The following is a 15,427-nucleotide window of genomic DNA, read 5'->3' on the forward strand; positions in this document are numbered from 1 at the left end:
AGCAATTTTACAGAGAAACGAAAAGGATACATGCACAGTAACATTACCGTGTATGTATCCTTTTAGCATAATAGGGAAAAATATTCTATGAGCTTTTTCTGATATAGAATATTGTTTATCTGGGTTCTTTTCCATCGCGGAAGAGCATCATCATTTCCTTGGTCAGGCTGATATTATTGCCCTGATCCGGGATTTTGTCACGTTCTACCCACTGTGCCATGGAGAGCTCTTCATGGTCAACGGTCAGGGTATCATCGCCGTCCACATCACAGAAGAATCCGAAAAGCAGGGTACCGCTGAAGGACCATGGCTGGCTTTTGTAATAGCGGAGATTTTTTACCTTAAGGCCAACTTCCTCCATTACTTCTCTGTGAACAGTTTCTTCAATGGTTTCTCCGATTTCTGCAAAGCCTGCGATAAGGGCGTAACGCTTAAATCTGCGGCCCTCATATTTGGAAAGAATGATTTTATCTCCGTTTGTGATTCCTACGATTACTGCAGGACACAGGACAGGGTACTCCTGATTGCTGCAGGAAGGGCATTCCATCATACGTTCTTTTTGGCTGTGCAGCATTGGTTTTCCACAGCAGCCGCAGAACCGGCGCTTGCTGTACCACTGGAAAAGCTGATGTCCTGTAACTCCTGCAAATGCCAGATGCTGTGGCCGGGCTGTCCGAAGATTTCGTATATCCTGGAATTCATAATCTGGAAGAAGGGTGGTATCCAATTCCGGGATCAGATAGAAACGCTGATCATCGATAGAAAACAGATAAATATACTTGCTGTAGAGATCTGAAACTTTTTCCTCCAGATCCTGAAAACGTGGAAAATAAATATCTGCTTCCCGTTCCTGATGTGGAAGAAGAATACTGCCTTTTTCGTAGGCAAGGATAAAACTGTTCTTATCCGGGGCAGAAGGTTTGTATTCGTTGTGATAAGTATGTGGTGCGATGTCCTGAATCATATTGTAGATATCCTTTTCTTTATTTTGTTATAAAATAATTTCATAAGATTCTGATAAGATTATTTGTGAGTGTAGTTATAAATTCTTTATGGTTTATCAGAAAAATATAAGAAGATAATGAGTGGCAAAATAATACAGATTCATTATCTGTTCATAGTATATTCTTGGAGTTTTGTAAAAGCAAGCAATAAATATTTATTCTGAAAAAAGACAATATGTCAGATAATTTAATAATAATACAAAGAAAATTCATAGGTATACAAAAAAAACTAGATAGTTTATAATAGAATTTCAGAAGGATTAATGTTAGTATATGCGGAAATAGACAGGGAGGAAGAAGATTGAAGGTATTAATAGCAGATGATGAAATAAAGGTATGTCGGCTGATCCAGCACCTTGTAGATTGGGATGCCCTGGAAATGGATATTGTTGGTTTTGCAAATGATGGAAAAACTGCTTATGAAAGTATTTGTGAAAAGAAACCGGATATTGTGATTACAGATATACGTATGCCGGTATATGATGGACTTGAACTGATACGCAGGGCAAAAGAAGTGAATCCGGAGATTAATTTCATAGTAATCAGCGGTTACAGTCAGTTTGAATATGCACAGCAGGCAATCAAGTATGGGGTAAAAGACTACCTGCTGAAACCATTAAAAAAGAGAGAACTGGAAAACTCATTAACTGAAATTAAAGAATCACATGAATCTCTGATTAAGAGTACCAGAATCAGAAACGAAATGGAATCTATCATTGAAGCATCCAGAGAACATATACGGGAGAATTTTCTTATGAAAACGCTCCAAAACTCAGCAACTAATCCGCTAAAAGCAGATATGAGTCTGGAACAGTTGAATGAACAGTATGGTTGTAAATTTCATAAAGGATTTTTTACAGCAGTCAGAGTCAGGCCATTTTTCTCAAAAAATTCGGACAAATCTGCCGGTGACAGTGAAGAATTTGTAATGAACAAAATTCATCAGATGGTAAAAGAAAAATTGGAGATATACTGCGAAACTTATATGTCTACAGTATATCAGGATGAAATCGTATGCATTTTAAATACAGTGGATAAAGAGATTGAACCAGTCAGAAAAAAGCTAAAACATTTGATAGTTAATGTATCTAATTTGAAAACTGTATTTCCTGATATCAGAATAAGGATCGGACAGGGAAATACACATAGTTCTTATATGGGAATCACGGATAGTTTCCGAGAGGCAGAACTGGCGATCATGAATCGAATGGGCGAAAATGAAGATACATATATCTGCTACAGTGAAGACAGTAAAAGTGGAAAAACTAAAGAAGAAATTTTTGACAGTGGTCTGCGAAATGAAATTCTGACCTATCAGGAAAGAATGGATATTGAAGGAACCCTCCGCCTTGTTGACAAGGTTGGAGAGAAATTGAAGCCATTTAAGTATGACGGAAAACTGGTTTATGAAGTTTTTGGTGAATTAGTTGAAACATTGCGGTTTGGTATGAAATATTCTCGTGAAGGCAGAAATCTTTTTCTGATTGAAGATTATAAAAAACAGTACAGAAGGATATGGGATTATGATGAACTCTTTCAGTGGATCAAATCGGATCTGTCCCGGGTGCATCAGGTTTATATGAAGAATATTCAGGATGAAGAGAGTAAACCGATACGTGATGCAAAGAAATATATCCATGATAATTTCAACAAACATATCAGTCTGGAGAATGTCAGTGAGTATATTGGATTTAATGCTGCCTATTTTTCTACACTGTTTAAGAAAGAAACAGGAAAAAATTTCCTTGAGTATGTGACAGAGCTTCGTATCCAAAATGCAAAGAACTATCTCATACAGACTAATTATGACATTGCGGAAGTAGCATCTGCAGTAGGATATAATGATCTGAAATATTTTTCTAAATTGTTTAAGAAGACAACAGGATTGAATCCTTCAGAATTTAGAAAGTTATATAGTTAATCAAAATGTGCAGGTGCAAAAACTATGAAAAAAAGAAATATATTTAGCAGACAGGCAGTTAATTTTTTGTGGGTTCTTCTGGGATTAGGGGCAGGTCTTCAGTTTATAGAAGTTATATGGGCTGCATCGAAAGGATATCTGGGATTCTTTTCTATGATGGTGGTTGTTGTGACAGAGATAGTTATTACAGGAAGCATTTATGTGATTATTTATAAGTTTCTGATAAAACCATGTAATGAGACCAGAAAATTATTCAAACATTTTATACAGAGTGGAAGTTTTCAGGAACTGATTGATCAGGATTATCAGATTTTTCCAGAGCAGAATGAAGTAATGCAGAAGCTGGATTCCATATTGGATAAAAAGAACATTATTGAGTTATCGACAAAACATGCAGAACTTCTTGCACTGCAAAATCAGATCAATCCTCATTTTCTGTATAATACGCTGGAAGCAATACGAGGAGATGCGCTATGTGAAGGAATTGATAGTATTGCTGATACGACGGAAGCATTGTCTACATTTTTCAGATATACCATCACGGATACAGGAAATCTGGTTTCAGTAGAAGATGAACTGGAGAATGTAGAGAATTATTTTAAAATACAGCAGTATCGTTTTGGAGATAAACTGGATATGAGAGTTAATTTTCCGGATGACTATGCAAGGATCCTGGAATGTAAACTCCCTAAACTTACTTTGCAACCTGTAGTTGAAAATGCAATTTTCCATGGTCTGGAAGCGAAAGCAGAAGGTGGAGTTATCACCATTTCACTGGAGATGACAGAGAAGAAACTTCTGATCAATATTCATGATGACGGAATTGGAATTGACGAAGAAGAGCTTATAAAGATCAACCAGAGACTGGAGATAACTTCAGGGCCGCTGACAGAAGAGAAGCGTAAACGTGGAGGTATTGCTCTGCCGAATGTATCCAGGCGTATTAAGCTGTTATTTGGGGATGAATATGGAATACATATTTATAGTATTCCTAATCTTGGAACAGAAGTCAGGATATCGGTACCGATCATTACAAACAGGGAGCAGAGAAATCAGTGAAAAGAGAATTACTGAATATAGAAGGCGGAAAGATAAAAAAAGGGAATAATGTTATATTTGATGATCTGTCTCTGGAACTGTTTCAGGGAGAAATAACAGGAATCGTATTCGATGATATTCTGGAACAGAAGCTCTTTATTGATATGCTGCTTGGAGATGTTTTACTTTATTCAGGAAAGATTTTTGTAAATGAGGAAAGGAAAGCTTATGAAGAAGCTGCCAGATTGTTAAAACAGCAGGTGGCGGTGATTGGTTCTAAAAGTAAATTACTGCCTTCTATTACGATAGAAGATAATATATTTCTTTTTTCAGACAGAAAACTGTTTCTGGATCAGAAAGAGTATAGAGAACGTTTCCAGAAGTTAAGGACGGAACTGAATATTTCGGATGATATGCCTCATAAAGTCAGAAATTTATCTGCCAAGGAAAAGGTTATTATAGAATTACTTAAAGCCTATGAGGAAAGAAAGAAAATTGTGATTCTGGATGAGATTACCAGCCTTTTATCAGAAAAGGATCTGGGAGAAGTGTTTTCTCTTATTGACAAAATGAAATCCCAGATGTCATTTCTGGTTACAGTAGGATTTGAAGATTTTATTATGGAATGGATGGAATCTATTGCAGTTGTTCAAAATGGAAGAACTACATTTGTATCTGGGATTTCTCAGTTAAACTGTAAGTTGAGTAAAGTTCTGAAAGCTCTGATATATGAAAATAAGGCAGAAACATTTGGAGCCTATGGGCAGAAAGTAATAAATGGGCAGAACAATGTATTAGAAGTAAGAGATGTAAGTACCTGTTATCTGAAGAATCTTAATTTTACATTGTGTTCCGGAGAGCTGCTTAAGATTTATTATTCAGATGAAAAAAGCAAGAGCAGTTTCTGGGAAATGTTTTCGGGAGAAGAGAGCATTGAAGAAGGACAGATTTATATTTCTGAGAAATTGTATAAGGTATCAAATATGAGCCAGGCAGTACGTGAGGGCGTAGGGTTTATAACAGAAGCACCGTATAGGAGCATGATCCTGGATAATATGAGTGCAACGGAAAATGTGAGTGTGCCGCTGCATGAAAAGGTAAGAGGATTCTGGTTTGCGAAAAAGTATACCAGAAGTGTAAGTGATTTCCTTCAGAACGATGAGCTGAATAAGAAGAAACTGAAAAATATTGGAAATGCAGAACTACAGAAGCTGGCCTATGAAAAATGGCTGGTGTATCAGCCAAAGATTGTGATCATTGAGAATCCATTTACAGATATGGATATTAATATGAGGGAAATTACAAGAAAGATGATCGGAGCATTGCAGAAAAGAGGAATCGGAGTAATTCTTCTTACTGCTAACTTTGCAATTATGAATAAAATCAAGGGAGAATCCATGTTTATTAAGCACGGTGTGCTGACAAGAGAAGAAGAATGGTAAAACAAAAAAAGACGAATGTGCAATAATGATAAAAAATTTGGATAATTCGTCTTTTTTTTGTACAAAAATAAGAAACAAAAGAATGTCCCCCTTAATCTAAATATCAAAAGTTGAAAAAATAGGACCTCAAAGTTAATATGAATATACAAAATAACAAACGCGTAAAATAAACTAATGGGAGGGTTTACAAATGAAGAAAAAGTTATTAAGTGTCTTAATGGCAGCAGTAATGGTAGCCGGTGTTGGCGGCGTAGGTGCAGCACAGGTAAAGGCTGATGATGAGAAGATTCTTGGTGCAGGTATTTATTCAGCTTCTGATAACTTCAACTCTTATATTGGAAAAGCGATTACAAATGCATGCGATGGAATCTTTAAAACAAACATCGAAGATGGACAGAATGACCAGTCCACACAGAACAATCAGGTTGATACAATGCTGGCTAAAGGCGCTTCTGCAGTTGCAGTTTCTGTATGTGATGTAACAGCAGCTCCGACACTGATCCAGAAATGTAAAGACGCAGGAAATGTTCCGATCATTTTCTTCAACAAAGAGATAACAGATTACGATGTAATTAATTCTTATGAAAATGCTTATCAGGTAACATCTACAGGTGGAGATTATGGTGCATCTATTCAGGCACAGATGGTAATCGACTACTGGAAAGAACATCCGGAAATGGATAAAAACGGTGATGGAAAATTACAGCTTGTATATCTGATGGGTGACCCGGGACATACAGCATCCCAGCCGAGATGTGATTATCTCAAGAGCACGATCGAAGATGCAGGAATTGAGATTGACCTTCTTGCAGAAGATACAGGAATGTGGGTAACAGCAACTGCAAAAGAAAAAATGGATGCATGGGTATCTAAATACGGTGACGAAATTGAATGCTGCGTAGCAGGAAACGATGCAATGGCACTTGGTGCTTTATCAGCAGTAGAAGCAGCCGGATTTAATACAGATGGAGAAGAAAGCAGCAAATACATTCCGATTTATGGAATTGATGCTCTTCCTGAAATTCTTTCCAAGATTGAAAGCGGTGAGATCACAGGTTCCGTATTACAGGATGCTAAGACTCAGGGACAGACAATTGTAAAAATGGCAGAGAACCTTACAAGTGGTAAAGACGCTGTGGATGGAATCGAAGGTGTAGAAGTGGAAGAAGAAGCAAAAGCTGTACGAGTTCCATATCAGGCAATCACCAAAGATAATCTTGATTTAGCAAAGTCAACTTATGAATAAAAAATAACTGATTTTACAGGCAGGCATTCGTTTTAAACGGATGCCTGTAATAAAAAAGAGGGAAAGGATTTTAAAATGGGAACAGAATATATATTGGAATTAAAGCATATTTCAAAATCGTTTCCTGGTGTAAAAGCACTTGACGATGTAACGTTATGTGTACGTCCTGGAACAGTGCATTCTCTTATGGGAGAAAATGGTGCAGGTAAATCCACATTAATGAAATGTCTGTTCGGTATTTATTCATTTGATGAGGGCGAAATCATTCTGGATGGCAAAAACATTAAATTTTCCAGCCCATCAGAAGCATTACAGAATCATGTATCCATGGTGCATCAGGAACTGAACCAGGTATTAAATCAGACAGTTATGGAAAATATGTGGCTTGGAAGATTTCCAATGAAGCATGGTCTGGTAGATGACCAGAAAATGTATGAAGACACAAAAGCGATTTTCGATGATTTGGATATTCAGGTAAATCCGAAGGTTAAGATAGGAACCCTGAAAGTTTCACAAAAACAGATGATAGAGATTGCAAAAGCAGTTTCGTATAACTCAAAAGTAATTGTAATGGATGAACCGACTTCATCGCTTACAGAGAAAGAAGTAGAGCATCTTTTTAAGATTATAGAAAAGCTTAAGAAAAAGAATACCAGTATTATTTATATATCACATAAAATGGAAGAAATTTTGCGTATTTCTGATGATGTAACAGTCATGAGAGATGGCAAGTGGATCGATACAAAACCTGCCAGTGAGTTGACCATTGATAAGATCATCAAAATGATGGTTGGACGAGAATTAAAAGACCGCTATCCGGAAAAGAAAGCCAAGATAGGTGATGTATTAATGGAAGTAAAAGACCTCGGTACATTAAATCCAGGATTTGAGGGCGTTAATTTTCAATTACATAAGGGAGAAATCCTTGGAATCGCCGGATTAGTAGGATCTAAGAGAACGGAAATCCTTGAAACATTATTTGGCATAAGAATGAAAGGCAAAGGTCAGATACTGGTAAAAGGAAAAGAAGTTCAGAACAGAAGTCCAAAAGAGGCAATGGCGAATGGATTTGCAATGCTGACAGAGGAACGAAGATCGGATGGTATTTTTGGAGGTTTGAGTGTTGGATTTAATATGACAATTTCCAATTTACCGAAATATCAGAAGACGGGACTTTTAAACGGAGAAAAAATGAAAGCAGATATTACCAAAATGATAAATGCCATGAAAGTAAAAACTCCGTCAATGAAGTCCAAGATCGCAAACCTTTCAGGAGGAAATCAGCAGAAAGTAATTCTGGGCAGATGGCTGCTGACAGATCCTGATATCCTGCTCTTGGATGAGCCTACCAGGGGTATTGACGTAGGTGCTAAATTTGAAATCTATCAGCTGATCAACCAGCTGGCTGAGCAAGGAAAAGGAATTATCGTAGTAAGCTCAGAAATGCCGGAACTGTTCGGAATTTCCGACAGGATTCTGGTTATGAGCAATGGACATCAATCAGCTATATTTGATTCAAAAGAAGTAGGACAGGTAGATGTTATGCAGGCAGCGGCCCGATTTATCTGATCTTTCAATACGAACTCAGGAGGGGATTCTGGTGAAAAATTCAAAGAACATTTCAATTAAAGAACTTATTGCTGAAAAAGCAATTTATCTGGTTTTTATTATCCTGTTAGTTGCAATTGTGGTAGTAGAACCAAGATTCTTATCATTCAATAACTTTAAAAATATTTTTGCGCAGTCATCAACTAAGATTATTATTGCATTAGCAGCCGGAATGGTACTGGTAGTGCAGGGCGTTGACCTTTCCACAGGACGTATGATCGGTCTGGCAGCAGTTATCTTCGCATCTTTAGTTCAGAATCCGGACTATGCATACAGAATGTATCCGAATTTAAAAGAGCTTCCGCTGATCGTTCCATTATTACTGGTACTGGCAATCTGTCTTGTACTTGGTGGAATATCCGGTGTGCTTGTTGCAGTATTTAAAGTACCGCCGTTTATCGCAACGCTTGGTATGCAGTTGATCTTATATGGTGCATCTTCTATTTATTTTGACCGTCCGCCATATGGTGCACAGCCAATTGGTGGTATTGATTCAAAAGTAACTCAGATTGCAATTGGTTCCATTGGAATCGGAGATTTCCAGATTCCGTATCTGATCATCATTGCCGCAGCAGTATGTGTAGTTATGTGGATCGTATGGAATAAAACAAAATTTGGTAAATATATGTTTGCAGTAGGTGGTAACCCGGAAGCTGCAAAAGTATCCGGTGTAAATGTTATAAAGACACAGATTATGGTTTACGCAATTGCAGGTATGATGTATGCATTTGCAGCAGCCCTGGAAGTAGGACGTATCGGAAGTGCTTCCAATACAACCGGTAACGGATATGAAATGGATGCAGTTGCTGCCTGCGTAATCGGCGGTGTATCTCTTTCAGGTGGTGTTGGTAGTGTAGGCGGTATCGTAATTGGTGTTCTGATGTTCACAGTTATCAATTATGGCCTTGCATTCATTGGTGTAAACATGTACTGGCAGTATATCGTAAAAGGTCTGATCATTCTTCTTGCTGTTATTATTGACATGAGAAAATATGCAAAGAGAAAATAAAAATAAACATCAGACAAGTGCAATTATGAAAGGAGAAGTAAAGGATGAGGGATGTAGTAAAAAGAACAAAACTGACAGAAAATTGTTCAAAAAAAACAATAAAGAAATATGTAGATGAAGTGATCCAGGAACTCACACTGGATGAGAAGATCGGTGTAATGTCAGGCCAGGTTACAGAGAAGAAATTACTGGATGATCTGTTCCTGATCGAACACTATAATGTAAAGCCATATCCGACAAAGGCAGTAGAACGTCTGGGAATTCCGAATATCCGTTTCGTAGACGGACCAAGAGGTGTTGTTGCCGGATCTGCCACCTGCTTTCCTGTTTCTATGGCAAGAGGTGCCAGCTTTGACCGTGATTTGGAAGAGAAGATTGGAGAAGTGATCGGTGCAGAGGTTCGTGCAGTGGGCGGAAACTATTACGGCGGTGTGTGCATCAATCTTCCAAGAAATCCACGCTGGGGCCGTGCGCAGGAGTGCTACGGAGAAGATACCTATCATCTGGGAGAAATGGGGGCAGCTCTGACGAGAGGTGTTCAGAGCCAGAATGTTATGGCGTGCATTAAACATTTCGCAATGAACAGTATTGAAAATGCGAGATTTAAAGCTGATGTGCATGCAGATAAGAGAACACTTTTTGAAGTATATCTTCCTCACTTCAAGAGATGTATTGAAGAAGGCGCGGCTTCTGTAATGGGAGCATACAATAAAGTTTATGGAGAACAGGCATCTGAGAGTAAATATTTGTTAAAAGATATCCTCAGAGATAAATGGGGATTCGAGGGATTTACTTTATCTGATTTCCTCTGGGCTGTAAAAGATGGTCCAAAGGCAGTAAAGAGTGGAATGAATGTTGAAATGCCATGTATCTGTCATTATGCAGAACAGATCCCTAAAGCAATTGAAGACGGAACTCTTGCTATGGAAGATGTAGATGAAGCAGTTGGTTACATTCTTCGTACTGTACTCTATTATGAGACAAGAAAAGATCCGCAGGAATATACAGAAGATATTCTTGCATGCCCGGAACATATAGCAGTAGCAAAGAGAGCAGCAGAAGAATCGATGGTACTTCTGAAGAATGAAAATCATGTACTTCCGCTTGATAAAGAGAAAACAGAGAAGATCGTAGTTCTTGGAGTACTGGGAGATACAGAAAATATCGGCGACCATGGTTCCAGTAAGGTTCATCCATATTATACAGTTACGCCATTTAAAGGCCTGATGAAAAAAATGCCGAAAGCACAGATCCTTTATAATGACGGAAGTGATCTGGAACGTGCAAAAGAACTTGCAGCAGATGCTGATGCAGTAGTGATCGTTGCCGGTTATATCCATAGCGATGAAGGAGAATATCTGGCTGATAGAAGTGATATTGCCGGAATGGGCGGAGACAGAGCAAGCATGAGACTTCATCAGAGAGATATCGATCTGATTCATGGTGTAAAGGGTGTGAATCCGAATACTGTCGTTTCCATTATCGGAAGTAGTGCGATCCTGATCGATGAGTGGGAAAAAGATGTTCCTGCAATTATCTTCTCCTTCTACAGTGGAATGGAAGGCGGGAATGTACTGGCAGATATTCTGTTCGGTGATGTTTGCCCAAGCGGTAAACTTCCATATACAGTAGCACTTTCCGAAGACAGTTATCCTGATTTTGATCCTGACTGCACATATGCAGAGTATGAATACTATCATGGCTACTGCAAGATGGATAAAGAAAACATTCCTGTTTTGTATCCGTTTGGCTATGGTTTATCCTATACAACATTTGACATCAGCGAGCCGACAGTTGAAGTATTTGATAAAACAGCAAAGATTTCTGTTAATGTAAAGAATACAGGAGATGTAAAAGGCGCAGAAGTTGTACAGCTTTATATCGGATGTGAGGGAAGTGCTGTAGATCGTCCGGTTAAAATCTTGAAAGATTTCGCGAGAGTAGAATTAATGCCGGGAGAAGAAAAGAAAGTTTCTCTTCAGGTAAGTTCGAAGGATATGGCTTATTATTCAGAAGAAAAAGATGATTTTGTAGAAGAGGATATTACATATATTGCATATACAGGTGATTGCAGCTGTAAAGAAGCATTAAAATCCGTGAAATTTGAATTTGGAAAATAACAGGGAGAAAATACTATGAGAATTGGTGCGGATTATTATCCAGAACATTGGGAAAAAGAGCGTTGGAAAACAGATGCAGAGATGATGGTCAAAGCAAATATCAAAGTAATCAGAATTGGTGAATTTGCATGGAGCCTTTATGAGCCTGAAGAAGGAAAATACGAATTTGACTGGATGGATGAGGCACTGGATTTTTTTGGAAAGTACGGAATCAAGGTAGTAATGTGTACACCTTCAGCTACCCCTCCTAAATGGATGATAGATAAGTATCCAGATATTCTTCAGAATGATATTCATGGAAATCCGAAGCTCTTCGGAACAAGAAAGCATTACTGCTTTAACAGTGAGACATACAGAGAAAAAACAAAAAAATTAAATACCCTTATTGCAAAGAGATATGCAAAACATCCTGCAATTGAAGCATGGCAGGTAGATAATGAACTGGGATGGTCAAATACAACCAGATGTTACTGTAAATCCTGCGAAAATCGTTTTCGTAACTGGCTGAAAGAGAAATATGGTACCATTGATAATCTGAATAAAACATATGGAACTACTTTCTGGAGTCAGATATACAGAAGCTTCGATGAACTGATCATCCCGAAGGCAGGAGCCTGCTATGATACCTGCCATGACACACAGGGACAGAATCCTGCACTGTTGTTAGATTATTATCGTTTCTGCAGCGATTCCGTAATTGATTTTACAAAAGAATCTGTAAAGACGATCAGAGAATATTCTGATCTTCCGATAACCAGTAATCTTCTGGATGCTGCAATTAATTCAGGAACAGGAATCGACTACTTTAAGTTATCCAAAGAATTTGACTTCGTAACATGGGATAATTACATTGAATTCCAGTGGGGAAAAGCAAAACCGGAAACAGTATCAAGAGACCATGCATTACTAAGAAGTTATAAAAAGAAACCATTCTGGGTTATGGAACAGCAGTCCGGTCCCTGTGGATGGAGCAAGATGGGTCCGACACCAACACCTGGAAAACTCCGTCTGTGGACATATCAGTCTGTAGCAAATGGAGCTGATACAGTTGTATACTTCCGCTGGAGAGCATGTCCGTTTGGAACAGAAGAGCTCTGGCATGGTATTTTGAATCATGATGGAAAACCAAACAGAAGATATGCTGAGATTTCCCAGGTGGGAGCAGAAATGGAAGAATTAAGTAAGAGCTATCAGGCACTGATGCCGAGAGCACGTGTTGCGATCATTAAATCCTTTGACAGTGAATGGAGCCAGTCCATCCATCGTCAGGTAGAAGGATTATACTATGATTCCTTATTGCTTGATTATTACCGCCCATTCTGGAATATGGGAATTCCGGTAGATTTCGTGACAGCAGAAGAAGAATTAGATGGATATGATCTTGTTCTTGCACCAATGCTGATGATGGTATCAGATGAAGGAAAGAAGAACATTGAGTCTTATGCACAGGCAGGTGGAAAAATTCTGTTCTCATTCAGAAGTGGAATCAAAGATATGTACAATAACATGCTTACAGAAACTGTACCAGGTGTATTTGCAGACCTGGCAGGTGTAGAAGTTGAAGATTATGATCCGCTTCTTGAGAAAACAACAGCTGCATCCGGTGTATTTGGCAACGGAACTGCACATATGTGGTGTGATATAGTGAAACCGGTTACTGCAAAAATACTTGGCAGATATACTTCTGATTTCTATGCAGGTGAAGCATGCATGACTGTAAATCAGACAGGAAAAGGTGAGGTATATTACCTTGGCTGCGATCTGGATGAAAAAGCCATGAAAATGTTGGCTGTTTATCTGGGAAGAAAAGCAGGGATTGATATGGATTTATATAAAGTTGATGGTGTAGAAGTTGTAGATGCTACAGATGGAACAAATGATGCATTGTTTATTTTGAACTATAATGACCATTCAGTTATAGTTTCAATGGAGCAGTCATATGAGAATATGATCACACATGAAACAGTGGAGAATGTTGTTGAATTAAAACCATATGATGTTGCAATTTTAAAAGAAGCAAATTAAAAAAATAATGAAGGGGAGCTGCTGTGAAGCAGGCAGTTCTAGAGCAGGGTGAGCAATTCATTTAGAATTACTCGCCCTGTTTATGTTATAGAAAAAAAGAAAAATAAAATCAGAAAAAACAGTTGATTTTTAAAAGCGATGGTAATATAATCATTTTAACAAATTGATTGGTATAACCAATATAAGAAGAGGTAATACTATAAGGAGGGGCTTTGCAGTTATGGGATATGTAAAATGGAGTTATGACACATTAAATACTTTTTGCCACGACGTATTTCGTAAATTTGGTTTTAATGAAGAAGAGACGAATATCATCAAGGATGTTTTGCTTACCGCAGATCTGTACGGGATTGAAAGCCATGGAATGCAGAGAATGGTAAGATATGATAAAGGAATTGAGAAGGGAACCATCCATCCGGATGCGAAACCTGAGGTCGTATTTGAGACACCTGTATCAGCAGTGATCGACGGACATGACGGTATGGGACAGCTGATTTCCCATTTTGCAATGGAGAAAGCTATTGAGAAGGCGAAGAAAACAGGTGTTGGATTTGTATCTGTAAGAAACTCCAATCATTTCGGTATTGCAGGATATTATGCGGAAATGGCTTCCAAACAGGGCTTACTTGGTATGGCATGTACCAACTCGGAAGCAATCATGGTACCTACCTTTGGACGAAAAGCAATGCTTGGTTCCAATCCCATTGCAGTGGCAATGCCGGCAGAACCTTATCCATTCCTTTTTGACTGCTCCACAACAGTAGTTACCAGAGGAAAACTGGAAATGTATAATAAGATGGGAAAACCACTTCCACAGGGCTGGGCTCTGGGAGCAAATGGTCAGGAAAGCACAGATGCCCCGGATGTACTTGCCAATATTGTTGCCAAGAAAGGCGGCGGAATCATGCCACTTGGTGGTAATAAAGAGGTAAACGGAAGTCATAAGGGTTACGGTTATGGAATGCTCTGCGAGATTTTCAGCTCCATCTTTTCCATGGGTGTTACTTCTGATAAATGCTGTACATTTAAAGACAAGACAGGTATCTGTCATGGATTTGCTGCCATTGATCCCGCAATCTTCGGAAATGCAGATGATATCAGGGCGCATTTTTCCGAATATCTGGAAACTCTTCGTCAGAGTCCAAAGGCAGAAGGCGCAGAGCAGATTTATACTCATGGTGAGAAGGAAGTATTTGCAGAAAAAGAGCGCAGAGAGAATGGCATTCCTGTAAATGACAACACAATGGTTGAGCTTGCCAACCTCTGCAATTATTTGAAGGTTGATTTTGGCTCTTACTTCAAGGGCTATGAACTGCCGAAGGACAGTAAGTTCTTTAGTGGTAATTATTAAATAAGCGCCCATCATGCTGATAACCATAACTATAGAATATATCATATAAAATTACTTTTTTTGAGACGCCCGTTTATCAGCATGTGGAAATAAAAAGAAACTGCATAATCAGATACGACCGGTAGAATTTACAGATCGTATCTGATATGCAGTTTTTTGTTTCCTTTAATTTTCTTCAGTATTCTTCGGACAGTTATGAGCATTCATGTCATCGTTGTCTGTCATAAGATATTTGCGGATCGCAAACAGAACTGCGATACTGAGTACGCCAAGAAGAGTTTCTGCTGGCCCGAGGTGTTCGACTACCATCTGACGTGCTGTGGCAAACATCAGAACCTCAACAACTGTCTGTGCGGAATGCTGGCAGAGCATTTTTACAAATTCCACGCCTACTACCAGAGACAAAGCCTGGGAAAGGAAAGTGCTGAAAAATTCTGTATCCATGGACATAACAGAAGTATCTGCAACCTCCATGATCAGCCGGAAGCCTGCCAGTGCGATCACCAGCAGAATTACCATAGAAAGAGCAATTTCCGCGTAACGTGAAATATTGTAAATGATTGTGTTAAAGTGTTTACGAATGTTATGGTTAACCTGTCGTTTGGGGCTCATAACTGTGAGTCCTTTCTGTTTTGTTGTATATGGTGAATGTAAAGAAGTGTA

General features: G+C 38.5%; 11 protein-coding genes. 9 read left to right on the forward strand and 2 right to left on the reverse strand.

The window, feature by feature from the left end; translation table 11 throughout:
* Positions 1-115: 115 nt before the first annotated feature.
* Positions 116-964: an NAD(+) diphosphatase gene (nudC, locus tag LI074_RS03875; RefSeq protein WP_118573028.1), complete on the reverse strand. Its 849-nt coding sequence runs from the start codon at positions 962-964 to the stop codon at positions 116-118.
* Positions 965-1,305: 341 nt separating this feature from the next.
* Between nudC and LI074_RS03880 the strand changes: the two genes are divergently transcribed.
* From LI074_RS03880 to LI074_RS03920, 9 genes are all read left to right on the forward strand, one after another.
* Positions 1,306-2,925, forward strand: coding sequence for a response regulator (locus LI074_RS03880; RefSeq protein ID WP_118614556.1), 1,620 nt, complete (start codon positions 1,306-1,308; stop codon positions 2,923-2,925).
* Between the two features lie 24 nt (positions 2,926-2,949).
* The gene (locus LI074_RS03885; protein WP_119243648.1) at positions 2,950-3,984 is read left to right on the forward strand and encodes a sensor histidine kinase; all 1,035 of its coding nucleotides are present in this window, start codon (positions 2,950-2,952) and stop codon (positions 3,982-3,984) included.
* Positions 3,981-5,405, forward strand: a complete 1,425-nt coding sequence (locus LI074_RS03890) for an ATP-binding cassette domain-containing protein (protein WP_119243649.1) — start codon at positions 3,981-3,983, stop codon at positions 5,403-5,405. Before LI074_RS03885 ends, LI074_RS03890 begins: the two co-directional genes overlap by 4 nt.
* A gap of 190 nt (positions 5,406-5,595) precedes the next feature.
* Entirely contained in the window at positions 5,596-6,651 is a 1,056-nt protein-coding gene (locus LI074_RS03895; RefSeq protein WP_118575352.1) for a galactose ABC transporter substrate-binding protein, read from the forward strand.
* A gap of 75 nt (positions 6,652-6,726) precedes the next feature.
* The gene (locus LI074_RS03900; RefSeq protein WP_118614562.1) at positions 6,727-8,220 is read left to right on the forward strand and encodes a sugar ABC transporter ATP-binding protein; all 1,494 of its coding nucleotides are present in this window, start codon (positions 6,727-6,729) and stop codon (positions 8,218-8,220) included.
* A gap of 31 nt (positions 8,221-8,251) precedes the next feature.
* A complete protein-coding gene (mglC, locus tag LI074_RS03905; RefSeq protein ID WP_055153308.1) occupies positions 8,252-9,268 on the forward strand; it encodes a galactose/methyl galactoside ABC transporter permease MglC in 1,017 nt (338 codons plus the stop codon).
* Positions 9,269-9,312: 44 nt separating this feature from the next.
* Positions 9,313-11,388: a beta-glucosidase family protein gene (locus LI074_RS03910; RefSeq protein ID WP_118670324.1), complete on the forward strand. Its 2,076-nt coding sequence runs from the start codon at positions 9,313-9,315 to the stop codon at positions 11,386-11,388.
* A 15-nt stretch (positions 11,389-11,403) separates the two neighbouring features.
* Entirely contained in the window at positions 11,404-13,413 is a 2,010-nt protein-coding gene (locus LI074_RS03915; protein WP_118670323.1) for a beta-galactosidase, read from the forward strand.
* Positions 13,414-13,633: 220 nt separating this feature from the next.
* Entirely contained in the window at positions 13,634-14,764 is a 1,131-nt protein-coding gene (locus tag LI074_RS03920; protein ID WP_022380451.1) for an Ldh family oxidoreductase, read from the forward strand.
* A 165-nt stretch (positions 14,765-14,929) separates the two neighbouring features.
* Here LI074_RS03920 and LI074_RS03925 read toward each other — a convergent pair whose 3' ends face one another.
* Positions 14,930-15,376 (reverse strand): phosphate-starvation-inducible PsiE family protein, encoded by a 447-nt coding sequence (locus tag LI074_RS03925; RefSeq protein WP_008705419.1) that lies wholly within the window; start codon positions 15,374-15,376, stop codon positions 14,930-14,932.
* Between the last annotated feature and the right edge of the window lie 51 nt (positions 15,377-15,427).

This window comes from Blautia sp. MSK18_10, assembly GCF_020553185.1.
Taxonomy (GTDB): Bacteria; Bacillota; Clostridia; order Lachnospirales; family Lachnospiraceae; genus Blautia_A; species Blautia_A wexlerae.

Excerpts from the sequence above, each read along its gene's own strand:
- nudC (WP_118573028.1), bottom strand. The coding sequence starts at position 964 with ATGATTCAGGACATCGCACCACATACTTATCACAACGAATACAAACCT.
- LI074_RS03885 (WP_119243648.1), top strand. The coding sequence starts at position 2,950 with ATGAAAAAAAGAAATATATTTAGCAGACAGGCAGTTAATTTTTTGTGG.
- LI074_RS03895 (WP_118575352.1), top strand. The coding sequence starts at position 5,596 with ATGAAGAAAAAGTTATTAAGTGTCTTAATGGCAGCAGTAATGGTAGCC.
- LI074_RS03900 (WP_118614562.1), top strand. The coding sequence starts at position 6,727 with ATGGGAACAGAATATATATTGGAATTAAAGCATATTTCAAAATCGTTT.
- LI074_RS03910 (WP_118670324.1), top strand. The coding sequence starts at position 9,313 with ATGAGGGATGTAGTAAAAAGAACAAAACTGACAGAAAATTGTTCAAAA.
- LI074_RS03915 (WP_118670323.1), top strand. The coding sequence starts at position 11,404 with ATGAGAATTGGTGCGGATTATTATCCAGAACATTGGGAAAAAGAGCGT.
- LI074_RS03920 (WP_022380451.1), top strand. The coding sequence starts at position 13,634 with ATGGGATATGTAAAATGGAGTTATGACACATTAAATACTTTTTGCCAC.
- LI074_RS03925 (WP_008705419.1), bottom strand. The coding sequence starts at position 15,376 with ATGAGCCCCAAACGACAGGTTAACCATAACATTCGTAAACACTTTAAC.